This is a genomic window from Cellulomonas fengjieae (assembly GCF_018388465.1).
GTDB classification, from domain to species: Bacteria; Actinomycetota; Actinomycetes; order Actinomycetales; family Cellulomonadaceae; genus Cellulomonas; species Cellulomonas fengjieae.
In genome coordinates, this window is sequence record NZ_CP074404.1 from 3,575,812 (window position 1) to 3,599,986 (window position 24,175).

Genomic DNA, 24,175 nt, shown 5'->3' on the forward strand with positions numbered 1-24,175 from the left:
ATCTCTCTCCAACTCAGGGGGAACGTCCACGCCGACAACGCACGGCACGCGTGGAGGGTTCCGGCGTTGCGCCACAGCGGGCGAGCACCAGCGCCGCTGCCGCACCGGCTGCGCTGACGACCGCGAACGGCAGGGCGGGTGCCGCCCGGAACAGGCCGGTGAACAGGATCGGTCCCACGAGCTCGGCCAGCACGAACGAGTACTGGAAGACCGCGAGGTAGCGTCCGCGGGCGGACCCGGCCAGCGTGTTCACCAGCGCGGCGGACGACGGCGCGTGCAGGACCTCGGCGGCACTCAGCAGCGCCATGGCCACGAGGAGCAGCACGGCGGCCGCCACCAACCCGAGCGACGTGGCGACCGCCACCAGGGCGAAGGCGCCGCACCACAGCGCGCCGGCCCTGGTGAGGACGCTCACCTGGGAGTGCGTTCGGGCGGCCGCGGCGCCGCGTGCGGAGAACATCGCCACGAGCAGTGCGTTGACCACGAGGAGGGCAGACGTGAGCCACCCCGGTCCCTGCAGGCCGGACCGGACCACGGTCGGCAGCGAGAGCCCGACGAAGACGATGCACAGGGCGAACACGCTGTTGACGAGAAGGAGAACGACGAACGCCCGGTCCCTGCCCATCACGGCGAGTCCGGCCAGCACGGCGCCTCCCTCCGTCGACGGCGAGTGCCGCACCCGCACGCCGGTGATCAGTACGGCTGCGACGGCGGTCGATGCCGCAGCCGCCCAGGCCAGCGCCACGTAGGCCGCCGTCAGGTCGAGGGAGATCACCACGCCGGTGATCAGGCCGCCGCCCACGATCCCGACGGTGCGCGCGGCGTTGAGTCGACCGAACCAGCCCTCCGTCGAGAGCGTGCTGCCGGCCTCGGCGTAGTCGGCAAGCAGGGAGAACACCGACGACCAGAACAGCCGTGTCCCGACGACCATGACGGTGGACGCCGCGAACACCGCCACGGGCCCACGTGCCACGACGAACGCCGAGTAGGCGGCGACCTGACAGACCAGCCCGAGGATCACGACGGGACGGGCGCCGACGCGATCGACGAGGACGCCCGCCAGGAGAGGGAGCGGGAGGCCGACGAGGACGCTCGCGCTCACGATGGCGCCGAGGACGGGCAGCGCGATGTCGGTCAGGACGGTGAAGTAGACCAGGGACAGCGGCAGGAAGAGCCCGCCCGCCAGCGAGGCGAGGGCGAGCGACAGGCTGAGGGTGAGGTCAGGGCGAGACGATGCGGAGAGGGGCACGGGTGTCGTCACTTCCGGATGGGAAACAGACAGGGCTGAGTGGCCCGACGAGCTCGTTGCTCGGCGGGCGGTTCAGCTGGGTCTGACGTCCATCACGGGGCGACGCTAGGGGCGTCGCCCCGGCACGGGCAAGGCGTTATGCCGCCCGCGGCAGGGGCGACCATCCGCAGTGACCCTCCGTCGAGAGTTCTGCAGCGTGGAGTTAACTGGCCAGGCGCCCCGCCACGGGCGCGGGACGAGAAGGAAGAGCCGATGAGCGCTCCGGACGCCGTGATCGACATCCAGGGACTGACCAAGTCGTTCGGCAGGTTCCCGGCGCTCAGGGGTGTCGACCTGCACGTCGAACGGGGTCAGGTGCACGGGTTCCTCGGCCCCAACGGCGCGGGCAAGTCCACGACGATCCGCGTCCTGCTGGGCCTGCTCAGGGCGGACGGCGGCACGGTCCGGCTGCTCGGCGGTGACCCGTGGGCGGACGTCGTCAGCCTGCACCGGCGACTCGCCTACGTGCCGGGCGACGTGTCGCTGTGGCCGGGGATGACCGGTGGCGAGGCGATCGACCTGCTGGGCGAGCTGCGCGGCGGGATCGACGAGCCGCGCCGGGCCGAGCTGGTCGAGCGGTTCGAGCTGGACCCGACCAAGCGGGGGCGGCAGTACTCCAAGGGCAACCGGCAGAAGGTCGCGATCGTCGCCGCCCTGGCCTCGGACGTCGAGCTGCTCGTCCTGGACGAGCCCACCAGTGGGCTCGACCCCCTGATGGAGAACGTCTTCCAGGAGGTCATCGGCGAGGCGACGGCACGCGGGACCACCGTGCTGCTGTCCAGCCACGTCCTGGCGGAGGTCGAGACCCTCGCCGACCGGCTCAGCATCATCCGCGACGGGGTGATCGTGCAGGCCGGCACGCTCACCGAGCTGCGCGGGCAGACCCGCACGACGATCCACGCCACGCTCGAGCGCGCACCCGACCCGCAGGCTCTGACGGTATTCAGCGACGTGCACATCGACGGCGATCGGTTCTCCGGGACGGTCGAGTCCGGCCGGATCGGTGCGGCCATGGACGCGCTGACCCCGTCCGGGTTCACGTCGCTGACCGTGGCTCCGCCGTCCCTCGAGAGCCTGTTCCTGCGGCTGTACGGCGACGAGGCGGATCGGTGATCGCGTTGACCGTGTCCCTGACCGGGACGCGACCGCTGCTGCGCACGTCGTTGCGGCACGACGGGCGCCTGTTCGCTCCGTGGGCCGCGATCGTGACGTTGCTGTCGGCGTCGTCGATCGTCGTGTACCCGCTGGTGTTCCCCTCGCTGGCGTCGCGGCAGGCACTGGCGGGTGCGATCGGCGCGAACCCCGCGCTCGGGCTGATCTTCGGCCCGGCCTACGACCTGACCACCGCCGACGGGTTCAACGCGTGGCGCAGCCTTGCGCTCGGCGGGCTCCTCGTCGCACTCGGCGCGATCTTCGCCGTCACCCGCGCGACCCGGGCCCAGGAGGACTCCGGTCAGGCCGAGCTGCTCGCGTCCGGCGTGATGGGCCGCTCGACCCGGCTCATGGCGGGTGTGGGGGTCGCCCTGGTCGGCTCGCTCGTCGCCGGTCTCGTGGCCGGCGCCGTCACCGGGCTCTGCGGTGGTGACTGGCGGGCGTCGATGCTGCTGGGCGCCACGTTCACGGCGAGCGGCTGGATGTTCGCCGGGGTGGCGGCGCTCACCGCGCAGGTCGGTTCGGATGCCCGCACCGCGAGCTCGCTCGCGGTGGGGACTCTCGGGGTCCTCTTCCTGCTGCGCGGGTTCTGCTCCTCTCTCGACGCACCCGCGTGGACCCTCTGGGTCAACCCCCTCGGCTGGACGCTCGAGACCAGGCCCGCCACCGGCGATCACTGGGCCCCGCTGCTGCTCGCCGTGGCGCTCACGCTCGTGCTGGTCGCGGTCGCGTTCGCGCTGCAGGGACGGCGCGACTTCGGTCAGGGACTCATCCCCCCGCGACCCGGCCCCGCCCGCGGCACCACGCGCAGCACGTGGCGGCTCGCCGTCCGCGTCAACCGCGCACCACTGATCACCTGGACCATCGCCTTCGTCGCCCTCGGAGTCGTCTTCGGGTACTTCACGACCTCGCTCACCGACCTCCTGTCGGGCGACTCGGCGGTCCAGCGGATCCTGGCCTCGGGTGCAGCCCGACCCGAGGAGCTGACCGCCGCGTTCGTGCGCACCGTGCTGAGCCTCGTCGGGATCCTGGCCGCGATCCCGGGTGTCCAGGTCCTGCTCAAGGTCCGCTCCGAAGAGCTCGACGACCGCGTCGAACCCGTCCTGGCGGGCGCCGTCGCCCGCCCGCGGTACTACGCCAGCCACGTCCTGCTCGCGCTTGCCACTGTGACGTCGTACGTCCTGATCGCCGGCAGTCTCGTCGCCGCACTCGCCTCCGGCGCCGACATCGGCGTCAGCTACGGCGACGTGTTCGTCCAAGGGCTCGCCACCGTGCCGGCCGTGTGGACCGTGGTGGCCCTGTCCGTCGCCGTCGTCGGCGCCCGCCCCGCCGTGAGCATCGCCGCGTGGGCCGGGGTGCTCGCCTCGTTCATGCTCACCCTCCTGGGCCCGACGTTCGGCCTCGACGACTGGGTGCTCGGGATCAGCCCGTTCTGGCACGTCCCCGACGTCGCCGCCGGCGCGCCCGACTGGTCCGGCCTCGGCTGGATCACGCTGGTCACCCTCGGACTCCTGCTCGTCGGCTTCGCGGGCTTCCGCCGCCGCGACCTCGCGCGCTGACCGGCCGCGTCAGGTCGGCCACACGCGCGCCGCGGCCGATGCCGCGTCGATGATCCGGGGACCGTCGACCGCGGAGTTGTCGACGACGAGCGAGGCCCGCTGCCACGGCACCGCCCGCGCGAAGTACAGGCGTTGCGCCCCCACGTACCGGTGCATCAGTCCGTGCTCGGGGTCGGGGTCCAGGCCGTCGCGCAGCGCCATGCGCCGGACCATCACCTCCAGCGGGACGTCGACGAAGACCGAGTAGTCCCAGAACCCGACCAACTCGTCGCGAAGCAGGAACGTGCCCTCGACCAGCACCAACGCGTCGTGGGGCGCCTGGACCGCAGCCGGCCGCCACGTCTGCCCGGTGGCCCGGTCGAACGACGAGCCGCGGTAGAGACCGTCCCCGTCGGCACGCAGCGGCGTCAGCGCCCACGAGGTGAGCGTGGCGTAGTCGTAGGTTTCGAGCCAGAAGCCCTCCGGCGACAGGCGCCCGCGCGCGTGCCGGACGACCGCGGGCTGGAAGAAGTCGTCAGCGTGCAGCACCACCACCGGGCGGGCGTCGATCCGCTGCGCGAGCGCCGCGGCCAGGGCGCTCTTGCCGCTGGCCCCCACCCCGTCGATCGCCACCAGGGCGCGACGCCCGCGCGGCACGGCACCGACGATCCGCGCGACGACCTCCCCCATGCCGTCGGTCATGTACCGAGCGCCGCCCGGCGGTCGATGCCGAGCGTGGCGATGAGGTCCTCGTGCAGCTCGAACCAGACCCGGTGGCAGGAGTCGATGTCGGTGCCGTCGACCCATCGCCCCTCCCCGGCGCGGGCTCGCCGCCGCGCCCGGGCGAACCGCGCGGCGTACCCGTCGAACCGGGTCAGGAGGCGGGCCAGCCGGTCGACGAGCGGGGCGAGGCCGCGCTCGACGGTCGCGAGCTCGTCGAGGACACCGTCGTCCCAGGCGGCGTCGGTGTGGTCGTTGGGCGCCAGCCGGTCCCCCGCGGTCGCCCGCAGCTGCCAGTGCGTGCACGCCTGCTGCAGGCGGGCGTTGAGCGGGAGGAAGGCGCGGTGGACGTCGCGGACCTCGTCGTGACCGCCGATCGCGTCGAGCTCGGCTGCGAGCAGCCGCTCGTCCTGCGCCCGGCCGGACTCGGTCAACGACCAGCCGCTGAGGTCGGCGAAGGTCGCGCGCCCCACCCACCCGCGGGCCTCGGCGTCGAGCAGCGTCTCCTGCGTCTGGGCCGGGTCCAGGGCGAAGCGGCGGGCGAGCGCGGCGGTGTCGGCGAACCCGACGATCCGCACGGCGTGCAGCGCGAGCAGCTCGGGCGCGGAGTCCCGCGTCACGGGGCCGTCGCCTGCCGGGCGGCGAGCCGCGCGTAGTGCTGCTGGCACGCCTGCGGGGAGTTGAAGCCCATGGCCTGCGCCATCTGCGCCCACGTCAGGCCCGCGCTGCGGGCGATGAACAACAGCCCGTCCTCGAGCCCGTCGACCTCGGCGCGCGCCGCCGGGAGCAGGGCGAGCGCGCTCGCGATGTCCTCGGGAGCCAGGTCCGCGGAGCGCCAGAGCGCGAACTGCACGAGGTCCACCGCAGACGGCGGGACGGGGCCGGGGCGCCACGGACGGTCGCCGATGCCGTCGGCTCCCCGGCGGAGCAGCCGCTCGCGCGCCTCGTGCTCCCGGTGGGCCTGCGCCTGGTCGGCGCGTGCCGCTCCGGCGGGGTCGTCCTTGCTCTCCATGCCCCGAGCGTGCAGACTCACGAGAATCTTGTCAACGATTCGTTGAAGGGTGCCCGATGCTGGTTCCGTTGCGGGACGCCGACGTCGCCGCGTGCGGCGGCAAGGCCGGTGCGCTCGGTCGCCTGGCGCGCGCAGGCCTACCGGTCCCGGACGGCTTCGTCGTGCCCTTCGCCGCCTACCGCACCGATCTGGACCTGCGCCCCGGCCTGAGCGACGCGCTCGCCCGGGAGCTCGCCGCGCTCGGCGACCCGCCCGTCGCCGTGCGCTCCTCGGCCGGCGACGAGGACACCGCCCTGGCGTCCGCCGCCGGTCAGCACGAGACCGTGCTCGGCGTGCGGGGCGTCGACCAGGTGGCCGACGCCGTCCGTGCCTGCTGGGCGTCGCTCCACTCGCCGACCGCGCTCGCCTACCGGGCCGCGACGCCGCACCGGCCCGCGGACCCGGTGATGGCGGTCCTCGTCCAGCGCCTCGTGGACGCAGAGGTGTCCGGGGTGATGTTCACCCCGGCCGGCTCGGACGGCGTGACGCGGATCGAGGCGTCGTGGGGGCTCGGCACCAGCGTCGTCGGGGGCACCGTCACCCCGGACGCCTACCGGGTAGAGCCCGGCGGGACGGTCCGTCGGCGGATCGCCGACAAGCGGACCCGCGTGGACCGGGCGGGGACACGCGTCGTGACGAGCGAGGTCGCCGAACTCGACCGGGGCAGACCCGCGCTCGACGAGGCGACGGCGCTGCGGCTCGCCGACCTCGGGCGCCGCGTCGGTACGGTCCTCGGCGGCGCGCTGGACATCGAGTGGGCGGTGGTCGACGGCGAGCTCTGGGTGCTGCAGGCCCGGCCGGTCACCGCGGACCTCCCTGCACCGGCACCGCCCACGCTGGCTCTGCTCACCGGGACACCAGGCAGCCGGGGCAGCGCCACCGGCACCGCGCGGATCGTCCGCGGCCCCGGCGACTTCACGCGGACGCGGGCCGGCGACATCCTCGTCTGCCCGTGGACGGACCCGGGCTGGACGCCCCTGCTGCGCCTCGTGGCCGGCGTGGTCACCGAGACCGGCGGGGCGCTCTCGCACGCCGCCATCGTGGCTCGCGAGCGAGGGATACCCGCCGTCCTCGGAGTCCCGGGCGCGACGACGACGCTGCGCGACGGCACCACGATCACGATCGACGGCGACGCCGGCACGGTCACCAGCAACCACCCCTGAGGACGGCACATGGCAACACGGCACCTCTACGTGGCCCGGCACGGCGACGCCGACGCGTTCGGCGAGCTCACGGACACCGGTCGCCGGCAGGCGGGTCTCCTGGGTGAACGCCTCGCGCACCTCCCCATCGACGCCGTCTGGCACTCGCCCCTCCCACGCGCCGCCGACAGCGCGCACGAGCTCGCCCGACACCTGCCCGGCGTGCCCGTCGCCGCGGCTCCGGAGCTCATCGACCACGTCCCGCACGTCCCCGCCCCGGCCGAGACGCCACCGCCCCTGCGCGGGTTCTTCGACGGGTACGACGAGGCCGAGGCCGCCGCGGGGACCCGGCTCGCCGACGCACTGACCGCCCGGTTCGCCGCCGACCCGGATCCGGCCGCGCAGGCCCGCGACACGCACGAGGTGCTCGTGACGCACGCCTACCAGGTCGCGTGGCTGGTGCGGCACGCGCTGGACGCGCCCGCGTCCCGCTGGCTCGGCCTGAACAGCGGCAACACCGCCCTGACGGTCCTCACCTACCGCCCGGGCCTGCCGCCGACGCTGGTGATGTTCAACGACATGAGCCACCTGCCCGCCGAGCTGCGCTGGACGGGGTTCCCCACGACCGCCAGAGCGTGACACGCGGGTGCATGGTGCACCGGCGTCGCGCGTCCCTAGGGTGGGGGCGTGAGCAGCGACCCCGTGGCACGCCTCGAGTACGAGTCCATGGTCTTCGCGCGGCACCTTGCCGGGAGCACCCGCCGCTCCGGCGGAGAGCTCGACCAGAGCGCGTACGTGCTGCTCACCCTCCTGCAGGCCTGCGGGCCGTCGAGCATCGGCGACCTCGCCGCCACCACGGGCCTCGACGCCTCCACGCTCAACCGGCAGACCGCCGCGCTCCTGCGCAACGGCCACGCCGAGCGGATCACCGACCCCGACGGCGGCGTCGCGCGCAAGTTCCGGCTGACCCCGGACGGCGAGCGCGCGCTCAACGAGGAACGGTCCGCGAGCACCGCGGCGCTCGACGCGATCACCGCCGACTGGGCCGACGACGACCGCGCCGCCCTGGCCACCCTGCTCGGCAACCTCAACATGTCGATCGAGGCGCGCGTCGGGCGCAGCTGGCCCCGGCCGGAGCTGTAGGGCTCGTTCAGGAGCTGGCGACGTCGCGGCGCGCGATGGCCCACACCCCCAGCAACGCTCCTGCCACGCCGACGGCCGCCAGCAGGACGAGAGGCCCGACCTGTGGGTCGGGTACGGCGACGTCCGGCACGTGACCGAAGATCGCCAGGTCCTGGATGCGTTCGCCGACACCGAGCAGGCCACCCAGCAGGACGAGTGCGGAGCTGAGGACCAAGGGGACCCACGTGAGCCACCCGCGTCGCGGCCAGCGGCCGACGACGAAGGCGCCCCAGCCGATCAGCGCCAGCACGGCGGGCCACTGGCCCACCGCGGAGGCGAGCGCGCGCCTGGCGACGTCGTCCCCGTCCATCACCTGCGGGGTGACGACCGCGGCAAGCGCCCCGGTGACCAGCAGCAGGACCAGGCTCGCCGCGCCGGTCACGACGACCCGCCACGCCAGCGGGGCCCACCTGCGCGTGCCCGTGGACAGGACGAGGTCGGTGCGACCCGCCGTCTCGTCGCGGGAGACGGTCAGGATGCTCAGCAGTGCGAACGCGCACGTGCCGATGGCCACGAGCGTGCCGACGTAGCCGAGGAACCCGGCGACCGGGTCCAGAGTTCCGACCTGTGTGCCCAGGAACCCGCCGAGCTGGTCGCGCCGGGCCTGTTCGACCGCACCGGAACCCATCGCGTCGAACGCGGTGCCGAGGCACGCCACTGCGACGGTCCACCGCGCGGCCTGCGCGGAGACAAGTCGCGCCGTCAGGCCGAGTCCGGACCCGATGATCCGCCGCGGCATCCGGCGCTCGCCGCGCGCCACGAGCCCGGCACCGTGCTCCCGGCGGCGGGCCAGCCACACGCTCAGTCCGCCGAGACCAGCCGCGACGGCCACCGCCACGAGCGCCGCCCACGCCCGGTTGCCGTCGAACGGGCGGACGGAGGCGCGCAGGCCGAGGACGCTGAGGTGGTTCAGCCACGGGATGTCCTGCACGTCGGCGGTGGCCCGCAGCAGGAACGCCCCCGCGAGCAGGGTGAAGCCCAGGCTGCGGGCACCCGTCGCCGTCGGTGCCACCTGGGCCACGACCACCGTCAGGTACGCGGTCAGCAGGAACGTCGTGCCGACCGCGGTACCGAACAGCAGCGCGCCCGGCCAGGTGATCCCGTCGACCCGCCCCGTCGAGAGAGCCACCGCGGCGCCACAGCCCAGGGCGACCACCGACGCGACCGCGGCGAGCGCGAGCAGCGCGGCGTGCAGGGGCGCGGCCGGTGGCACGCCGGAGCCGCGCAGCAGCTCCACCGTGCCGTCGTCCTCCCCGGCGCGCGTCATGGCCACCGCCGTCACCACGGCCATGATGCCCGCGAGGATCGTCGCGAAGGCGCCGATCTCCCAGACGAACATGTGCGCGGGCTGCTCCCCGGCGAGCACGCCGTACAGCACCGTCGACGCGGCGTTGTGCTGTGCCAGCTCGGTCGCCGCGCGTCGCTGCTCGGCCGTGGCGTACGTGGTCTGGTAGGCCGAGGTGGTGGCGCCGGTCAGCACGACGAGGAGCCCGGTCCACGCCGAGAGCTGGCCCCGGTGCCGCCGCAGCAGCAGCCGGACCAGACGAGGCTCGGGCCGGCTCATCGTGCCCGCACCTCGTAGTGCCGGCGGAACAGGTCCTCCAGCCGCGTGGGGGTGCAGGTGATGTCCAGCGCCCCACCGCCCGCGAGCGCCGACAGGACGGCGGGCACCTGGGCGCGCGGGACGTCGAGCCGCAGGTCCGGACCCGGCCCGGGGTCCGCGATGCCCGCCCGCCGCAGGCCGGCCGCCACGGCCACGGCCTGCTCGGGAGCCACGGTCGCCGTCACCTGCGAGCCGCCGAGCAGGCGCATCTGCGCGACCGGGCCGGACTCGACCAGGCGGCCGTCCTTGACGATGGTCACGGCCTCGCACAGCGCCTCGACCTCCGCCAGGACGTGGCTGGAGAGCAGCACGGTGCGTCCCTGCGCGACCGCCTCGCGCACGCAGCGCTGGAACAGCTCCTCCATCAGTGGGTCGAGGCCCGTCGTGGGCTCGTCCAGCACGAGCAGCTCCGTCCGCGCGGCGAACGCGGCGACGAGGACCACCTTCTGCCGGTTGCCCTTCGAGTAGGTGCGCACCTGCCTGCGGGTGTCGAGCGCGAACGCGTCCACCAGCCGGCGCTCCGCCGCGCGGTCGCGCGTGCCCCGCAGCGCGGCCAGCGCGTCGAGAACCTCCTGCCCCGTCAGCGTCGGCCACAGCGCCACGTCCCCCGGCACGTAGGAGATGCGGCGGGTCAGCTCGGCCGGTCGCCGCGCGGGATCGAGCCCCAGCACGCGCACGCGGCCCGCGGTCGCGCGGTAGAGCCCCAGGAGCACCCGGATCGTCGTCGACTTGCCGGCCCCGTTCGGGCCGAGGAAGCCGTGCACCTCTCCCGCCCCGACGTGCAGGTCCAGCCCGTCGACGGCCGCGAACCGGCCGAACGTCTTGACGAGCCCGTCCACCTCGACCACCGCGCTCATGAGCGGGCCGCCTCGACGGCACCCACCACGGCGTCCGCCACGGCGCGGTTGCGCCGTCGGTCCTGACGCCTGCCCACCTGCACGTAGAGATCCGCCGCGCGGCGCGCCAGCTCGAGGTCGACGGACCTGGCCAGCGGCTCGAACGCCGGGCCGAGCTGGTTGTGGATACGCGCGACGACCGCGGCGGCGATCTCCTCGAGCTCCTGCTCGGAGGGAACCGCACCGGGTGAGCGGTCGGCCATGCGATCGAAGACCGCCATGCTCTCGGAGCGGCGCGACTCCTCGAACGTCTCGTAGACGAGAGCCGCCTCGGGCGGAATGTCACCGCGGTAGAAGGCGAGCTCCATGAAGTCGCGCTCGTGCCGGACCGCGCGCCGCGTCCCGTCGTCGTCGGCCCGGCGCTCCATGTCGTCGTAGAAGGACGTCACGGCAGCCGGCATCGGTGACAGGTGCTCCCCGCGGGCGGCGACCGCGAGCAGCCGCACCACCTGCTTGCGCTGCTCCTGCAGGCGCTCGAGCTGCTCGTCCAGCGTGCTCACGGTCGCCTGGAGGTCGGCGACCACGGACGCGTGCTGCACCCCCTCGGACTCGGCCCAGCCGTCGTGGCCGCCGGGCTGCGCGTCGAGCATCCCGGAGATCCTGGACAGCGGCACTCCCGCCTGCGCCAGCCAGCGGATGCGGCTCAGCCGCGCCACGTGGCGCAGGTCGTAGTCGCGCCTGCCGTCCCGGACGACCGGCACCGGGAGCAGCCCGGCGTGGTGGTAGTGGCGCACTGCGCGCACCGTCGTCCCTGCCAGCTCTGCGAGCTCCTTGACCTGCATGCGCCCAGTCTGGAGGTGTGACCCTGCGTCGCAGTCAAGCCCTCGCCCGGCGTCGGTCGGGGCCGGATCACGCCCCGCCGCGGCGCCAGCTCAGCATCACGAACAGGTCCCGCTCACCGGCCACGCCCTCGAGCACCGCTCGCGCCACGGCCCGCTCGCCTGCCTGCTCGCAGCACCACAGCTCGAAGTCGACCACTCGCGACCACGGCTCGGGCAGGTACCCGAGCACCGCGTCGCCGTCGACGACCTTGACCACGTCGTGCTGGCTGCGGGCCAGCCCGACGGGGAACCGACGTCCGGACGGCAGGGCGCCCGGCGGGGCGTCGGCCTCGACGAACCCGCGCACGCGCACGGGCACGTGGCCCCCACCGGCGGGCACCAGCCGACCGGGGAGGCGGATCGAGGACGTCGGGTCCATGCGCGGAAACTACTCCGGCTGGGCGCGTAGAGAAACGCCTTCCCGCTCCGTTCCCGAAGTGATGGTGCCAATCTGGGCACGACGAAGGAGGAGCAATCATGGCCAGGTACCTGCTGATCACGGACTTCCAGAGCGGTCCGGACGAGTCGCCGATGTCCGCGTGGACCGACCAGGAGGTCGCCGACCACCTCAGCTACTACGGACGCCTCAACCGCGAGCTCGTCGCCAGCGGGGAGCTCGTCGGCGGCGAGATCCTCACCGGGCCGGACCTGGCCAAGATCGTCACGTCCGACGGCACGGCGCCGGTGATCACCGACGGCCCCTTCCAGGAGTTCAAGGAGTGGGTCGCGGGCTACCAGATCGTCGACGTGGAGACCGAGGAGCGCGCGCTCGAGATCGCCGCGCGGGTCTCCGCGGTACCCGGCCGCGGAGGCGTCCCGACGCAGCAGCCCATCCAGGTGCGCCGGATCATGGATGCCGGACCGTCGAACGTGGAGGAGATGAACGCATTCCTCGAGACGGCGAGCGACGCGCGCTGAACGTCCCGGTCGAGGTCGAGGACCTGCTGCGCGAGCTCGCGCCTCAGGTTCTCGGCACGCTCGCGCGACGGTGGGGCGACTTCGCCGCCGCGGAGGACGCGGTGCAGGAGGCGCTGATCGCCGCCGTACGCCGCTGGCCCGCCGACGGTGTCCCGGAGCAGCCCCGCGGGTGGCTCCTGCAGGCGGCGTCGCGACGGATGGTCGACCAGTGGCGCAGCGACAGAGCCCGCCGCGAGCGCGAGGCCCGGGTGGCAGCGGAACCCGCGGAGGGTGAGGCCGCGCAGGGCGACGACACCCTGACGGTGCTCTTCCTGTGCTGCCACCCCGTCCTGACCCCCGCGTCGGCGGTCGCGCTGACGCTGCGCGCGGTCGGTGGGCTGACGACCGCGGAGATCGCCCGCGCGTTCCTGGTCTCCGAGGCGACCATGGCGCAGCGCATCAGCCGCGCCAAGCAGCGCATCGGAGGCGAGCGCTTCTCGATGCCGTCACCCGACGAGCACCCCGCACGGCTGCGCACTGTGCTGCGGGTGCTCTACCTGATGTTCAACGAGGGGTACGTCGGCAGCGCCGGCACCGACCTCACGCGCGCGGACCTCTCCGACGAGGCGATCCGGCTCATGCGGCTCGTGCACGCGGCCGACGACGACGCCGAGGCCGCCGGGCTGCTCGCCCTCATGCTGCTGACCGATGCCCGCCGACCCGCACGTACGGACGCGGCCGGCGACCCCGTGCCGCTCGCGGAGCAGGACCGGACGCGCTGGGACCGTGCCCGGATCGCGGAGGGCACCGCGCTTCTCGACCGGGCGATCGGCAGCGGAGCCGTCGGCGAGTACCAGCTGCAGGCCGCGATCGCGGCCCTGCACGACCGCGCGGCGAGCGCGGACGCCACGGACTGGTCGCAGATCCTCGCGCTGTACGGGCTGCTGGAGCAGATGACGGGCAACAAGGTGGTGACGCTCAACCGCGCGGTCGCCGCGTCGATGGTCGACGGGCCGGCCGCCGGGCTGGCGATCCTGGACGGCGTCGACGAGTCACTCCCCCGCCTCGACCAGCTCCGCGCGCACCTCTACGAGCTGGCGGGCGACCGGGACCGCTCGCTCGTCCACTACCGACGGGCGGCGGGCCGGGCCACCAACCTCGCCGAACGCCGGTACCTGGACGCGCAGGTCGCCCGGCTGGGGTCATAGGCTGCCTCGCGTGAGCTGGCCGGTGTGGTCCGTCGACGACGTCGTCGCCGAGCGCCCCGCCGTCCGGGTCAACCAGCTCGGGTACCTCCCGGGTCGGCCGATGCGGGCGACGCTCGTCTCCACCGCGACCGACCCCGTCCCGTTCACCGTCGTGCGCGACGACGGGCTCGTCGCCCAGGAAGGCCTGTCGCACCCCTGGCCGGTGCGCCCCGAGCCGACCTCAGGGCTGCCGGTGCACGTCCTCGACCTCGGCGACCTCCACGAGGGCACGTTCCGGGTCGTCGCGTCGTCGTCGCACAGCCATCCGTTCCGGGTCGCTGCCCGCCTGCACGCGGATCTGCGCGACGACGCCCTGCGCTTCTTCTCCCTCATGCGCTCGAGCACCGAGATCACCGCTCCCGGCTACGACCGGCCGGCGGGCCACCCGGACACGGGCGTCCCCGCCTGGACGGGTACCGACGCGGAGCGGCTGTACCCCGGCTGGCACGACGACGGGACCTACGACGTGTCGGGCGGCTGGTACGACGCGGGCGACTACGGCAAGTACGTGACCAGCGGCGCGATCGCGGTCTGGCAGCTGCTCGCCGCCCTCGACCTCGTGCCGGACGACGCGCGGCTTGCCGACGAGTGCCGGTGGCAGCTCAGCTGGCTGCTGCGGATGCAGGTGCCGGCCGGGCGCCCGCTGGCGGGCCTGGCGTTCCACCGCGTCCATGGCACCGCCTGGTCACCGCTGCCCGGCCAGCCGCACCTCGACCCCACCGAGCGCGTCCTGCACCGCCCGTCGACCACCGCGGCGCTGCACCTGGCCGCCGCCGCAGCGGCCGGGGCGCGACATTTCCGCGCGACCGACCCGGCCTACGCGCACCGGCTGGAGGCGGCCGCGCGGTCCGCGTACGACGCCGCCCGACTGCACCCCGACCTCCTGCCCCCGGACGACCACGCGCGTTACGGCGGCGGCCCCTACGACGACAGCGCGGTGGGCGACGACTTCTACTGGGCAGCCGCGGAGCTGTGGCTGGCCACCGGCGACCACGCGTACGAGCGGGAGATCCTGCGCGCCCCCGAGCACTCCGCCGACCCCTTCGACGACGCCGGCTTCGACTTCCACGCCGTCGGCGCCCCCGCCCAGCTGGACCTGGCGCTGCACGGCAGCGGACTCGCCGATCACGACCGGGTGGTCGACAGCCTGCGTGCCGGCGCCGACCGGCTGCTCGACGTCCAGACCCGCCAACCCTGGGGTCAGCCGTATGCCCCGGCCGGTGGCTGGTCCTGGGGCTCCAACGGCCGCATCCTCAACAACCTCGTCGTGCTCGGCACGGCTCACCTGGTCGCCGGGGACACCGCCTACCGCGACGCCGTCGCCACCGGGACGGACTACCTGCTGGGCCGCAACGCGCTGGGCCAGAGCTACGTCACCGGGTACGGCATCGACCACAGCCACCGCCAGCGCACCCGGCAGTTCGGCCACGCGCTCGACCCCGCACTTCCCCCGCCCCCGCCGGGCGCGCTGGCAGGCGGGGCGAACTCGGTGCCCGCCCCCGACTTCCCCTACGACCAGCGCCTGGTCGGACTACCGCCCCAGTGCTGCTACCTCGACGAGCCCACGTCGGAGGTCACCAACGACGTCTGCATCCGCTGGAACGCGCCCCTGGTGTGGGTGAGCACCTACCTCTCCCGCTGACCGGTCCCGGTGGGCATCGGCGCCGCGTGGGCCCTGGGGTCGGCGCACAAAGGGCGCAGAACGCCCCCGCCGCGACCACCTCCGCTGCCACCATGGAGGGGTCGGCCGGTGCGCCGCTCGCCGACCCCCGGGGCACTCGCCCACGACGCGGCCACCCTGAGGAGGACCCGTGCGTCACCGCCTGACCGCCATCCCCGTCGTCATCGTCGTCGCCGCCGGGCTCGCGGCCTGCAGCACGGACAACCCGAGCGCGAGCCCGTCGCCGACCGCGACGACGGCCTCCCCGACGGCGAGCGCGACGCCCACCCCCACGCCCACCGTCGCCGAGCTCAGCGCCGCCAACTTCGTCGAGCGTGTGAGCGCCGCGGAAGCCGCGGTCACCAGCTACGACATCGCCGTGTCGGTCGCCGGACCGGTCGCCATGGACCTGACCGGCTCGGCCGACCTCGCGGGCGGCAAGCGCAACGTCGCGATGACGATGAGCGATCCCGACATGGGCAGCATCGAGCTCCGGATGGTCGACAGCATCCTCTACCTCAACCTCGGCGAGGCCAGTGGTGGTCTGTTCCTGCAGCTCGACCCGAACGACGCGGGCAACCCCCTGGCGTCGTCGTTCGCCGGCTTCGAGGACCAGATCCTCGAGAACGGGTTGGCCGGCATGGACCAGGCCGTCGTCAGCGTGACCAAGGTCGGCGCGCCCGAGGCGCTGGACGGCACCGCCGTGCAGGCGTACGAGGTCGTGTTCGACACGGCCAAGATCGCTCCCGACGCCGCCCAGAAGCTGCTCGAGAACGAGGGCGTCCCGGCTCTGCCGCCGACGATGACGATCACCTACTGGCTCGACGCGCAGGACGTCGCGCGCAAGACCGTCTACCAGCTGGAGGGCACCACGACCACCACGCACGTGACGAACCTGGGCGCCGGGGCGCCGGTCACCGCGCCGCCGGCCGACCAGGTCACCACCGAGATGCCGTTCTGACCGGGTTGCCCCGCGGGGATGATTACCGATAGGTTTCTATCGTTAATCAATAGATACCCCAAGGAGCTGCGCCATGGGACGACTCGCCATCCTCGCCCTGAGGGCGGTGATCGTGCTGATGTTCGCCGGCCTGCTGGTGGTGCAGGGCCTGATCATCCCCGCGCTCGGCCGCGACATCGACGACGGCGGTGCCGAGGTCGCCTACCTCCGCTGGCCCGTGGTGATCACCATGTTCCTGGGCGTGCTGGCCGTGCAGGTCGTCCTGGTCTGTGTCTGGCAGCTGCTCACCATGGTCCGGCGGGACACGGTGTTCAGCCGGGCCGCCTTCCGCTACGTCGACGTCATCATCGGCGCGGCGGTCGCGATGACCGTCCTGGCGATGATCCTGTCGTTCGTCCTGGCGCCCGGCGAGGTGATCGCGCCCGGGATCGTCCTGCTCGTCGTCATCGGCGGCACGGGCACCGCCGGCATCGCGCTCCTGGTTCTCGTCCTGCGCTTCCTGCTGGCCAAGGCGACCACCCTGCGCGCCGAGCTCGACGAGGTGATCTGATGCCGATCGTCGTGGACGTCGACGTGATGCTCGCCCGGCGCAAGATGTCGGTCGGCGAGCTGGCCGACCGGGTCGGGATCACGCCGGCCAACCTCGCGGTGCTCAAGAACGGGCGCGCGAAGGCGGTCAGGTTCAGCACGCTCGAGGCGCTGTGCGAGGCGCTGGACTGTCAGCCGGGTGACCTGCTGCGCCGGGAACCCTGAGGCAATTCGTTTCGCCCCCTTCCTCCACGCCCGCTGCGTCTGTACAGTCCGGTCGAAGCGCTTCGATGGCGAGCGCCGACGCCGGGGGCACCGACGCCCTTCGCGTGACCGCAAGGAAGGGCACACCTGTGAAACGACCCCTCTGGACCTGCCTCACGGCACTCGCGGCGACCGCCGCACTCACGGCCGGCCTCGCCGGGCCCGCGTACGCCGGCGACCGGGGCGCACCGAAGTCGGCCGCCAAGGTCGTCGCCGCGATGCAGCCGGGTTGGAACCTGGGCAACACGCTCGACGCCGTCGGCGCCGACGAGACGGCCTGGGGAAACCCGCGGGTGACCAAGAAGCTGCTGAGCGAGGTGGAGAAGAACGGCTTCCGCAGCGTCCGCATCCCGGTCACGCTCGGGCAGCACGAGGGCCCCGCCCCCGACTACACGATCGACCCCGTCGTGCTGGACCGCGTGGAGGAGGTCGTCGACTGGGCGCTGGACGAGGACCTGTACGTCCTGCTCGACCTGCACCACGACTCGTGGATGTGGACCAACGCGATGCCCACGCAGCACGACGAGGTGCTCGCCCAGTTCACCAGGACCTGGGAGCAGCTGGCCCAGCGGTTCCGTGACCACCCGCGCACCCTGCTGTTCGAGAGCATCAACGAGCCGCAGTTCGCCGGCTCGACGGGGGAGGCCCAGGAGTACGCGCTCCTCGACGAGCTCAACGACACGTTCCACCAGGTGGTCCGCTCCTCGGGCGGGAAGAACGCCGATCGCGTCCTGGTCCTGCCCACGCTGCACACCGACTCCGGCCAGGCACGCCTCGACGAGCTCGTCACCACGTTCACGGAGCTGGCGGACCCCAACCTCGCCGCGACGTTCCACTACTACGGCTACTGGCCGTTCAGCGTGAACGTCGCCGGCGGCACCCGGTTCGACGCGACCGCCCAGCAGGACGTGACGGACGCGTTCGCGCGGGTGCACGACACGCTGGTGGCACGCGGCATCCCCGTCATCCTCGGCGAGTACGGGCTGCTCGGCTTCGACCGGCACACGGGCACCATCGAGCAGGGCGAGAAGCTCAAGTTCTTCGAGTACCTCGGCTACCAGGCGCGCACGACGGGCGTCACGACGATGCTCTGGGACAACGGTCAGCACCTCGACCGCACCGCGTACACGTGGCGGGACCCCGAGCTGTTCGCCCAGATCTCCTCGAGCTGGAAGAAGCGCTCCGGCACCGCGTCGACCGACCAGGTCTTCGTCCGCCCCGGCGCCGTCACCGAGCAGACCGTGACCCTGAACCTCAACGGCACGAAGTTCCGCGACCTGTCCCTGGGCAAGCACAAGCTCAAGCAGGGCAAGGACTACCAGCTCGCCGGCTCCACGCTGACGCTGCCCGCCGCACTCCTGCAGCGGCTGTCCGGCACGGGGGCCTACGGCACGAGCGCCGAGCTGGTGGCGCGGTTCTCCCAGGGCGTGCCGTGGACGATCGAGATCGTCAACGCGGACACCCCGGTGCTCGCGGACGCGACCGGGACCACTGACGCGTTCGCCGTGCCCACGCAGTTCCGCGGTGACCGGCTGGCCACGATGGAGGCGCGCTACCTCGACGGGTCGAACGCCGGGCCGCACTCGTGGACGTCGTTCAAGGAGTTCGACGTGACGTTCGCGCCCGACCAGGCGACCGGCACGATCCTGCTGCGTCCGGCCTTCTTCGCGGAGGTCACCGACGGAGCGCCCGTGGTCCTGACGTTCCACTTCTGGAGCGGCGCGGTGCTGCAGTACACGGTGGTCCGCAGCGGTACAGCGGTCACCGGCACCGTCGGCTGATCCCCAGCCCGGTGTGCGCCGCGGTTTCCCGGACGCGGCGCACACCGGGCTGCTACGTTCCGCCGATGGCGATCCGGAAGCACCGCGCGCTCCTGACCGCACTCGGCCTGGGGGTCGTCCTGTGGTTCGGCTCGGCGGTCGTGCACGCCGCCTGGACCCGCGCGGGCGGCCCCACCGGCCTGGTCGGGCTGGTCGCACCGACCACGCCCGCCGTGTCGCTGGTCCGCGGCGCCGGGAGCGCAGGCGGCTCGCAGGTGCTCGCCACGATCGCCTTCCTCGCCGTCCTGGCCGCGCTCGTCCTGCCGGCGGTCCGCGCCACCCGCACCGGCGCTGCCGCCCGGGTCCTCGCGGCGTGGTTCGCGGTCATCGTCGCCGGCTGGGCCGCCGCCACCCTGCAGACCCTCGCGACCATCGGCATGTTTCGCGGCTATGCGATCCGGGACCTGCTCGCCCTGGGCGTCGGCGAGCCCGTCCGCACCGGGTGGGCGTGGGGCGTCAGCTACGGCTGGGTGGTCGCGCTGGCCACCGTGGCGGTCGCCCGCCGCAGCGAGCAGCAGGCCGGCGGCGAGCAGCAGGCCGGCAGCGGACCCGCGCTCGGCGCCCCCGCGGCAGCCGTCACCGCCGGAGTCGTGGCCGCGATCGGCTGGCTGGTGGCCGCTCTCGCGCACGTCGCGGTGGACGACACCGTGAACCAGTACGTGACCACCGCACGCTCGCAGTTCGCCCTGTCCGTCCGGGTGGCCGCCGACTGGCTGCTCCCCGTCACCACCGCCGGAGGTGCCCCGGGTGGGGTGGTGCTGCTCGGCGCGCTCCTGGTCGGCGCCGTCGTCGGGACCCTGGCCTGGCTCGCCGCCCGCACCACGGTGCTGCAGGGCGGTCGACTCGTGCTCTTCCTCGGCGTGTGGGCGGCCGCGATCGTCGGCGCGGTCGTCGGCGGCCTGCCGACCGCCCTGGCCTCGACCGGGCTGGACCCCGAGGGCGACGGTCGGTGGGCGATCGGTCAGGGCCAGCTCTACGGCCCCAGCGACGGCGGCGCAGCCGGTGCGTTCTACGGCTGGATCCCGGCGCTTCTCGTCGTCGGCCTGCTGGTCTGGACGCAGCGGCGGGTGCCCGCGGTGGAGCCTTCCGCGGACACCGCCGCCCACGCCTGACCGATACTTTCGACCCCGCGCCACATCGGGGCGGCTTAAACGGTTCGGGACGGCCCCCGACTGTTCCTGGGCTCCGACGGGCGCTGCACACTGGCGTCGATAACGTTATCGACCCGCGCACCAGTGGCCGCGTCGAGACGCGCGTCGGCACCGCACGCAGCGGCCGTCGCAACACCCCAGGCACAAAGGAGTGCAGGATGTTCGAAAGTTTCGCTCTACGGCGTCGCGCCCCCGGCCGACGTCCGGCGCTGCGGGCCCTGGTGGGCGCGGGCGCAGCAGTCGCGATGGCCGTCACGGGCGTCGCACTCGCCACCCCCGCCAGCGCCATCTCCTCGAACGGGACCGGCACCAACAACGGGTTCTTCTACTCGTTCTGGACCGACTCCCCCGGCACCGTCTCCATGGACCTCGGTTCGGGCGGCAACTACTCCACGCGATGGAGCAACACCGGGAACTTCGTGGCCGGCAAGGGCTGGCAGACCGGCGGGCGCAGGACCGTCAACTACTCCGGCTCGTTCAACCCGTCCGGCAACGCGTACCTGACCCTCTACGGCTGGACCAAGAACCCGCTGATCGAGTACTACATCGTCGACAACTGGGGCACCTACCGGCCCACGGGCACGCACATGGGCACGGTCACCAGCGACGGCGGGACGTACGACATCTACCGCACCCAGCGCGTGAACCAGCCGTCCATCGAGGGCGACCGCTCCACGTTCTACCAGTACTGGAGCGTGCGGCAGCAGAAGAAGACCGGCGGCACCATCACGTCCGGCAACCACTTCGACGCGTGGGCCAGCAAGGGCATGAACCTCGGCACGCACGACTACATGATCATGGCGACCGAGGGCTACCAGAGCTCGGGCAACTCGAACATCACCGTGAGCGAGGGCTCGGGCGGCGGCGGCAACCCCACGACGCCTCCCCCGACCGGCGGGGGCAACACCGGCGGCTGCTCCATCACGGCGACCCGCGGTGAGGAGTGGTCGGACCGGTTCAACGTGAGCTACACGGTCAGCGGCGCCAGCTCCTGGACGGCCACCCTCAACCTCAACGGCAGCCAGACCGTCCAGAACAGCTGGAACGCGAACGTCAACGGGCGGACCGTCACCTCGACGGGCTCCAACACGTTCGGCGTCACCGTCATGAAGAACGGCAACAACACGACGCCGTCGGCCACCTGCGGCACGAGCGGCGGCGGCACGACCACCCCGCCGCCCACCGGCGGTTCCTGCACGGTGACCGCCGCGCGTGCCGACGAATGGTCGGACCGGTTCAACGTGACCTACACCGTCAGCGGGAGCAGCAGCTGGGTGGTCACGCTCAACCTGTCGGGCAGCCAGAGCGTCCAGAACAGCTGGAACGCCGCGCTGTCCGGCAGCGGTAGCACCCGGCAGGCCCGACCGAACGGCGCCGGCAACAGCTTCGGCATCACCGTCATGAAGAACGGGAGCACGACGACGCCGAGCGCCACCTGCGCGACCGGCTGACACCCGGTCGGCCGTCACCTCGGACGGCAGCTCGTCGCGGGAACGCCGGTTCGTCCCGGCGCTCTCGTGGCGGGCTGCCGTCGTCGCGCGCGGCGAGGGACGTCAGGCCTTGGCGACGATCGCCATGGTCCAGTCGATCCCGGTGCGGCCCTTGCCCAGGACGAGGTGGGCGAGCGCGCCGAACGAGGATCAGTCCGATGAGGAGCATGAGCCGACACTCGGGGTTTATGCCGGGTTTACGCCCTCGACGAGCACCGCGACGCCGTCGAGCAGGCGGGCGAGGCCGAACTCGAACGCACGACGCGGGTCGTACGACGCCTGCTGCGCCTCGCCCGCGACCGGCCCGACGCGGGTGACCGTGGGGAACCGCTCGGGGTCGAACACCTGGTCGAAGACGGGCGCGGTGGCCTCCCACCACTCCGTCTCGCTGATCCCCGTGGCCCGCTCGGCGGCGACCTGCTCGACGACGCCCCGCGCGGTCCCCGCCACGAACCCCGTGACCAGCGTGACCACGGCGTCCATCGCGACCTCGTCGAGCCCGGTGCCGTCCACCGCCTGCAGGGACAGCTCGTACTGCGTGAGGACCCCGGGACCGAGGGGCGGCCGCCCCGACGCGGCCACCTGCAGGAGCCACGGGTGGCGCTCGTAGAGGGACCAGCTCGCCCGCGCGACGGCCTCGAGCCGCGCGCGCCACTCGTCGGCGGCCGGGGCGTACAGCGACGGGAACTCGCCGAGCGCGCTGTCGACCATCAGGTCGAGCAGCTCGGCCTTGCCCGGGACGTAGGTGTACAGCGTCATCGCGCCGACGCCGAGGTCGGCGGCCAGGCGGCGCATCGACAGCGCGGCAAGCCCCTCCGCGTCCGCGAGCGCGATCGCGGCGCCCACCACCCGGTCGACGGACAGGCCCACCTCGGCCCCGCGACCCCGCGGCGCCGGCTCGGCGAGCCGCCACAGCAGGGACAGGCTGCGGGCCGGGTCGCCGGTGCCGGTGATCTCCGTCATGGCGCCCATCCTCTCCCGCGGGGAACAACCACGTGACGTCCGGCGCTACTTGTCGTACAGTGTACGACTAGCCTTCAGGAGGACACATGGCGATCCGCACCAGAGCACTGACCCGCCGGTACGGCGAGGCCACGGTGCTCGACGGCCTCGACCTGGACGTTCTGCCCGGCACCGTCCACGGTCTGCTCGGGCCCAACGGCGCCGGCAAGACCACCGCGGTGCGGATCCTGTCCACGCTGCTGGACCCGCACGGCGGCACGGCGAGCGTCGCCGGGTTCGACGTGGTTCGGGAGCCCGCCCAGGTCCGGCGGCACCTCGGCCTCGTCGGGCAGCACGCGGCCGTCGACGAGATCCTGGGCGGCCGGGACAACCTCGTGATGTTCGGTCGGCTCTCGCACCTGGGCACCGGGCGGGCACGCCGACGGGCGGCCGAGCTGCTCGAGCAGTTCGACCTCGTGGACGCGGCCGACCGACCGGTGTCCACCTACTCCGGGGGGATGCGGCGCCGGTTGGACCTCGCGGCGGGCCTCGTCCTGGACCCGGCGGTGCTGCTGCTCGACGAGCCGACGACCGGCCTGGACCCGGCGGGGCGCCGCGAGGTCTGGCGGGCGGTCCGCGCCCTGGTGGCGGGCGGCGCCGCCGTGCTGCTGACCACGCAGTACCTGGAGGAGGTCGACCAGCTCGCCTCCCAGGTCACGGTGCTCAACCACGGCCGGGTCGCCGCGGAGGGCACCCCGGACGCGCTCAAGGCGTCGATCGGGCAGGACCGCCTCGACGTCGTCGTCCGCGACGAGGCCGACCTGCCGGCCGCGCGATCGGCGCTGCGGTCCGTGGCGCAGGACGCCGACGTGGACCTCGACGGCCGCAGGGTGACCGCGACCGTGACGGACCGCGTCGCGGCGCTCACCCACGTGGTCCGCACGCTCGACGACGCCGGGATCGTCGTCGACGACGTCATCCTGCGCCGGCCCACCCTCGACGAGGTGTTCCTGCACCTCACCACCTCGACCCTCGAGGAGGCCTCATGACCTGGGCGCTGCGCGACTCCTGGACCGTGACCCTGCGCGACCTCGGGCACTGGCGCCGCCAGCCGTGGGGCCTGCTGATCGGGCTCGCCTTCCCCATCCTGCTGCTGCTGATGTTCGGCTACCTGCTCGGCGGGGCGATCGAGGTCCCCGGCGGCTACATCGACTTCCTGTTCCCCGGCATGCTCGCCGTGACCATGGCGTTCGGGCTGGAGACCACCATGACCGCCGTGTCGGAGGACGTGCAGCGGGGGGTGACCGACCGGTTCCGGTCCCTGCCGATGTCCCGCGCCTCGGTGCTGCTGGGCCGGTCGACCGCGGACATGCTCGCGAGCGTGGTCAGCCTCGCGGTCCTGCTGGTCGCCGGGCTCGCGATCGGGTGGCGGGTCCACGAGGGCGTCGGCAAGGCCCTGGCCGGCGTCGCCCTGCTGCTGCTCCTGCGGTTCGCGTTCCTGTGGGTCGGCATCTACCTCGGCCTGCTGTTCCGCGGGCAGGGTGGCGTGATGGCCGTCCAGATCCTGGTGTGGCCGTTCGTCTTCCTCTCGAACGCGTTCGTGCCGATCTCCACGATGCCGGGCTGGCTGCAGGCCCTGTCGGCCTGGAACCCCGTCACGGCGACCGTCGCGGCCACGCGTGAGCTCTTCGGCAACCCGACCGTCGCGGCGAGCGGATGGGCCGCCGAGAACGTGGTCCTGCTCGCCGTGCTGTGGCCGGTCGTGCTGTCGGTGGTCTTTGCCACACTGGCCGTGCGCCGCTGGTCGCGGCTCGGTAGGTAG

The 24,175-nt window shown here is 73.3% G+C and carries 25 protein-coding genes; 16 read left to right on the forward strand and 9 right to left on the reverse strand.

Annotated features, from left to right (window positions below):
• Nucleotides 1-13 precede the first annotated feature (13 nt).
• Complete coding sequence (locus KG102_RS16590; RefSeq protein ID WP_208290330.1) at nt 14-1,249, reverse strand: MFS transporter; 1,236 nt, start codon at nt 1,247-1,249, stop codon at nt 14-16.
• A gap of 252 nt (nt 1,250-1,501) precedes the next feature.
• Between KG102_RS16590 and KG102_RS16595 the strand changes: the two genes are divergently transcribed.
• Nucleotides 1,502-2,401 (forward strand): ABC transporter ATP-binding protein, encoded by a 900-nt coding sequence (locus KG102_RS16595; RefSeq protein ID WP_208290329.1) that lies wholly within the window; start codon nt 1,502-1,504, stop codon nt 2,399-2,401.
• Nucleotides 2,398-3,999: an ABC transporter permease gene (locus KG102_RS16600; RefSeq protein WP_249667372.1), complete on the forward strand. Its 1,602-nt coding sequence runs from the start codon at nt 2,398-2,400 to the stop codon at nt 3,997-3,999. The genes KG102_RS16595 and KG102_RS16600 overlap by 4 nt, the downstream gene beginning before the upstream one ends.
• 9 nt (nt 4,000-4,008) lie before the next feature.
• Here the strand turns inward: KG102_RS16600 and KG102_RS16605 are convergent, their stop codons facing one another.
• From KG102_RS16605 to KG102_RS16615, 3 genes are read right to left on the reverse strand one after another with little or no spacing between them, the layout of a single operon-like run.
• Nucleotides 4,009-4,680 carry a nucleoside/nucleotide kinase family protein gene (locus KG102_RS16605; protein WP_208290328.1) on the reverse strand — a complete coding sequence of 224 codons (672 nt, stop codon included), beginning with the start codon at nt 4,678-4,680 and terminating at the stop codon, nt 4,009-4,011.
• Nucleotides 4,677-5,318, reverse strand: a complete 642-nt coding sequence (locus KG102_RS16610) for a transcriptional regulator (RefSeq protein ID WP_208290327.1) — start codon at nt 5,316-5,318, stop codon at nt 4,677-4,679. Before KG102_RS16610 ends, KG102_RS16605 begins: the two co-directional genes overlap by 4 nt.
• Entirely contained in the window at nt 5,315-5,710 is a 396-nt protein-coding gene (locus KG102_RS16615; protein WP_208290326.1) for a DNA-binding protein, read from the reverse strand. The genes KG102_RS16610 and KG102_RS16615 overlap by 4 nt, the downstream gene beginning before the upstream one ends.
• Nucleotides 5,711-5,766: 56 nt before the next feature.
• Here KG102_RS16615 and KG102_RS16620 point away from each other — a divergent pair, with 56 nt between their 5' ends.
• From KG102_RS16620 to KG102_RS16630, 3 genes are read left to right on the forward strand one after another with little or no spacing between them, the layout of a single operon-like run.
• Nucleotides 5,767-6,912, forward strand: a complete 1,146-nt coding sequence (locus tag KG102_RS16620) for a PEP/pyruvate-binding domain-containing protein (protein ID WP_208290325.1) — start codon at nt 5,767-5,769, stop codon at nt 6,910-6,912.
• Between the two features lie 9 nt (nt 6,913-6,921).
• The gene (locus KG102_RS16625; protein WP_208290324.1) at nt 6,922-7,530 is read left to right on the forward strand and encodes a histidine phosphatase family protein; all 609 of its coding nucleotides are present in this window, start codon (nt 6,922-6,924) and stop codon (nt 7,528-7,530) included.
• 48 nt (nt 7,531-7,578) lie between these two features.
• A complete protein-coding gene (locus tag KG102_RS16630; RefSeq protein ID WP_249667373.1) occupies nt 7,579-8,034 on the forward strand; it encodes a MarR family winged helix-turn-helix transcriptional regulator in 456 nt (151 codons plus the stop codon).
• A gap of 7 nt (nt 8,035-8,041) precedes the next feature.
• Here the strand turns inward: KG102_RS16630 and KG102_RS16635 are convergent, their stop codons facing one another.
• From KG102_RS16635 to KG102_RS16650, 4 genes are all read right to left on the reverse strand, one after another.
• Nucleotides 8,042-9,637 carry a hypothetical protein gene (locus KG102_RS16635; RefSeq protein WP_208290323.1) on the reverse strand — a complete coding sequence of 532 codons (1,596 nt, stop codon included), beginning with the start codon at nt 9,635-9,637 and terminating at the stop codon, nt 8,042-8,044.
• Nucleotides 9,634-10,533 (reverse strand): ABC transporter ATP-binding protein, encoded by a 900-nt coding sequence (locus tag KG102_RS16640; protein WP_208213028.1) that lies wholly within the window; start codon nt 10,531-10,533, stop codon nt 9,634-9,636. The genes KG102_RS16635 and KG102_RS16640 overlap by 4 nt, the downstream gene beginning before the upstream one ends.
• Nucleotides 10,530-11,354, reverse strand: a complete 825-nt coding sequence (locus KG102_RS16645) for a MerR family transcriptional regulator (RefSeq protein ID WP_208213029.1) — start codon at nt 11,352-11,354, stop codon at nt 10,530-10,532. The genes KG102_RS16640 and KG102_RS16645 overlap by 4 nt, the downstream gene beginning before the upstream one ends.
• Nucleotides 11,355-11,421: 67 nt before the next feature.
• Nucleotides 11,422-11,772, reverse strand: coding sequence for a hypothetical protein (locus KG102_RS16650; protein ID WP_208213030.1), 351 nt, complete (start codon nt 11,770-11,772; stop codon nt 11,422-11,424).
• Nucleotides 11,773-11,870: 98 nt separating this feature from the next.
• On the opposite strand from KG102_RS16650, the gene KG102_RS16655 reads away from it, so the two are divergent.
• The 9 genes from KG102_RS16655 to KG102_RS19005 all read left to right on the forward strand — a co-directional run bounded on the left by KG102_RS16655 (nt 11,871) and on the right by KG102_RS19005 (nt 21,372).
• Nucleotides 11,871-12,311 carry a YciI family protein gene (locus tag KG102_RS16655; protein ID WP_208213031.1) on the forward strand — a complete coding sequence of 147 codons (441 nt, stop codon included), beginning with the start codon at nt 11,871-11,873 and terminating at the stop codon, nt 12,309-12,311.
• A 26-nt stretch (nt 12,312-12,337) separates the two neighbouring features.
• Nucleotides 12,338-13,498, forward strand: a complete 1,161-nt coding sequence (locus KG102_RS16660; protein ID WP_456064434.1) for an RNA polymerase sigma factor — start codon at nt 12,338-12,340, stop codon at nt 13,496-13,498.
• A 10-nt stretch (nt 13,499-13,508) separates the two neighbouring features.
• Nucleotides 13,509-15,179, forward strand: coding sequence for a glycoside hydrolase family 9 protein (locus tag KG102_RS16665; protein WP_208290322.1), 1,671 nt, complete (start codon nt 13,509-13,511; stop codon nt 15,177-15,179).
• A gap of 169 nt (nt 15,180-15,348) precedes the next feature.
• A complete protein-coding gene (locus KG102_RS16670) occupies nt 15,349-16,158 on the forward strand; it encodes an RAD23 family protein (protein WP_208290321.1) in 810 nt (269 codons plus the stop codon).
• A 73-nt stretch (nt 16,159-16,231) separates the two neighbouring features.
• Nucleotides 16,232-16,708, forward strand: a complete 477-nt coding sequence (locus KG102_RS16675) for a DUF2975 domain-containing protein (RefSeq protein ID WP_208290320.1) — start codon at nt 16,232-16,234, stop codon at nt 16,706-16,708.
• Nucleotides 16,708-16,911, forward strand: coding sequence for a helix-turn-helix domain-containing protein (locus KG102_RS16680; RefSeq protein WP_208213035.1), 204 nt, complete (start codon nt 16,708-16,710; stop codon nt 16,909-16,911). The genes KG102_RS16675 and KG102_RS16680 overlap by 1 nt, the downstream gene beginning before the upstream one ends.
• Nucleotides 16,912-17,039: 128 nt before the next feature.
• Nucleotides 17,040-18,731: a cellulase family glycosylhydrolase gene (locus tag KG102_RS16685; RefSeq protein ID WP_249667374.1), complete on the forward strand. Its 1,692-nt coding sequence runs from the start codon at nt 17,040-17,042 to the stop codon at nt 18,729-18,731.
• Nucleotides 18,732-18,796: 65 nt separating this feature from the next.
• Nucleotides 18,797-19,882 (forward strand): hypothetical protein, encoded by a 1,086-nt coding sequence (locus KG102_RS16690; protein ID WP_208290318.1) that lies wholly within the window; start codon nt 18,797-18,799, stop codon nt 19,880-19,882.
• A 197-nt stretch (nt 19,883-20,079) separates the two neighbouring features.
• Entirely contained in the window at nt 20,080-21,372 is a 1,293-nt protein-coding gene (locus KG102_RS19005; RefSeq protein WP_208213038.1) for a glycoside hydrolase family 11 protein, read from the forward strand.
• A 225-nt stretch (nt 21,373-21,597) separates the two neighbouring features.
• Here KG102_RS19005 and KG102_RS16700 read toward each other — a convergent pair whose 3' ends face one another.
• Complete coding sequence (locus KG102_RS16700) at nt 21,598-22,374, reverse strand: TetR/AcrR family transcriptional regulator (RefSeq protein WP_208290317.1); 777 nt, start codon at nt 22,372-22,374, stop codon at nt 21,598-21,600.
• Nucleotides 22,375-22,460: 86 nt separating this feature from the next.
• On the opposite strand from KG102_RS16700, the gene KG102_RS16705 reads away from it, so the two are divergent.
• Nucleotides 22,461-23,402: an ATP-binding cassette domain-containing protein gene (locus KG102_RS16705; protein WP_208290316.1), complete on the forward strand. Its 942-nt coding sequence runs from the start codon at nt 22,461-22,463 to the stop codon at nt 23,400-23,402.
• Nucleotides 23,399-24,175, forward strand: a complete 777-nt coding sequence (locus KG102_RS16710; RefSeq protein WP_208213041.1) for an ABC transporter permease — start codon at nt 23,399-23,401, stop codon at nt 24,173-24,175. Before KG102_RS16705 ends, KG102_RS16710 begins: the two co-directional genes overlap by 4 nt.

Bases quoted from the DNA above. Each gene is read 5' to 3' on its own strand.
- KG102_RS16595 (WP_208290329.1), top strand. From the start codon at position 1,502: ATGAGCGCTCCGGACGCCGTGATCGACATCCAGGGACTGACCAAGTCG.
- KG102_RS16605 (WP_208290328.1), bottom strand. From the start codon at position 4,680: ATGACCGACGGCATGGGGGAGGTCGTCGCGCGGATCGTCGGTGCCGTG.
- KG102_RS16615 (WP_208290326.1), bottom strand. From the start codon at position 5,710: ATGGAGAGCAAGGACGACCCCGCCGGAGCGGCACGCGCCGACCAGGCG.
- KG102_RS16620 (WP_208290325.1), top strand. From the start codon at position 5,767: ATGCTGGTTCCGTTGCGGGACGCCGACGTCGCCGCGTGCGGCGGCAAG.
- KG102_RS16625 (WP_208290324.1), top strand. From the start codon at position 6,922: ATGGCAACACGGCACCTCTACGTGGCCCGGCACGGCGACGCCGACGCG.
- KG102_RS16635 (WP_208290323.1), bottom strand. From the start codon at position 9,637: ATGAGCCGGCCCGAGCCTCGTCTGGTCCGGCTGCTGCTGCGGCGGCAC.
- KG102_RS16640 (WP_208213028.1), bottom strand. From the start codon at position 10,533: ATGAGCGCGGTGGTCGAGGTGGACGGGCTCGTCAAGACGTTCGGCCGG.
- KG102_RS16645 (WP_208213029.1), bottom strand. From the start codon at position 11,354: ATGCAGGTCAAGGAGCTCGCAGAGCTGGCAGGGACGACGGTGCGCGCA.
- KG102_RS16650 (WP_208213030.1), bottom strand. From the start codon at position 11,772: ATGGACCCGACGTCCTCGATCCGCCTCCCCGGTCGGCTGGTGCCCGCC.
- KG102_RS16655 (WP_208213031.1), top strand. From the start codon at position 11,871: ATGGCCAGGTACCTGCTGATCACGGACTTCCAGAGCGGTCCGGACGAG.
- KG102_RS16675 (WP_208290320.1), top strand. From the start codon at position 16,232: ATGGGACGACTCGCCATCCTCGCCCTGAGGGCGGTGATCGTGCTGATG.
- KG102_RS16680 (WP_208213035.1), top strand. From the start codon at position 16,708: ATGCCGATCGTCGTGGACGTCGACGTGATGCTCGCCCGGCGCAAGATG.
- KG102_RS16690 (WP_208290318.1), top strand. From the start codon at position 18,797: ATGGCGATCCGGAAGCACCGCGCGCTCCTGACCGCACTCGGCCTGGGG.
- KG102_RS19005 (WP_208213038.1), top strand. From the start codon at position 20,080: ATGTTCGAAAGTTTCGCTCTACGGCGTCGCGCCCCCGGCCGACGTCCG.
- KG102_RS16700 (WP_208290317.1), bottom strand. From the start codon at position 22,374: ATGACGGAGATCACCGGCACCGGCGACCCGGCCCGCAGCCTGTCCCTG.
- KG102_RS16705 (WP_208290316.1), top strand. From the start codon at position 22,461: ATGGCGATCCGCACCAGAGCACTGACCCGCCGGTACGGCGAGGCCACG.
- KG102_RS16710 (WP_208213041.1), top strand. From the start codon at position 23,399: ATGACCTGGGCGCTGCGCGACTCCTGGACCGTGACCCTGCGCGACCTC.